Genomic DNA, 621 nt, shown 5'->3' on the forward strand with positions numbered 1-621 from the left:
CCGAGACCGTTGTAAACAATTTTATAAAAGAAAAATTTTACTTAATTCTGAATTAACTTTAGAACAAAAAAATTTTGAAAAAATAAATAATTATTAAACCTAATCAGTATGAAGTCAACTTACAAATTATTAATTCTGGCAATCACTTTTATTTCATGTTCAACCTCGGATGATAATAATAAAATCGACACAGAGGAATCTCTAATTGGAACATGGTCTACGATCCAGAGTAAATTAAATGGGAATACAGTAACTTCACAAGAGAAAGTGAAATTCACGTCAAATCGTGCAACTTTTTACTATTCAGATAACATTACTGAGGAAGGGGATTATACAAAATCAGGAAATACAATTACCATTACATGGGACGACTCAGACCCTGGATTGGAAAATTACACCCTTAAAATAAATGAGTTAACTGCAACGGAACTAAAATGGGAAACCGTAATAAGCGGAGAAGGTACTTTAGAAGAAAGTTTAGAAAAATAAAACTGTTTACAACAACGGTTCATCGCCAATAGGCGGCACCGTTAGTAAGAAATTAACTAGACCAACAAACCAATACTAAGCCGACAAATCCGCGTCCCCTACTCCGCCAACTGGCGATAACCGAGACCGTTG

The 621-nt window shown here is 34.3% G+C and carries 1 protein-coding gene; it reads left to right on the top strand.

Annotated features, from left to right (window positions below):
• The first annotated feature begins 108 nt into the window (after window positions 1-108).
• On the top strand, window positions 109-489 hold the full coding sequence (locus tag ML462_RS16030; protein ID WP_240714844.1) for a hypothetical protein: 381 nt from the start codon (window positions 109-111) through the stop codon (window positions 487-489).
• Window positions 490-621 lie beyond the last annotated feature (132 nt).

Source organism: Christiangramia lutea (assembly GCF_022489035.1).
Lineage (GTDB): Bacteria > Bacteroidota > Bacteroidia > Flavobacteriales > Flavobacteriaceae > Christiangramia > Christiangramia lutea.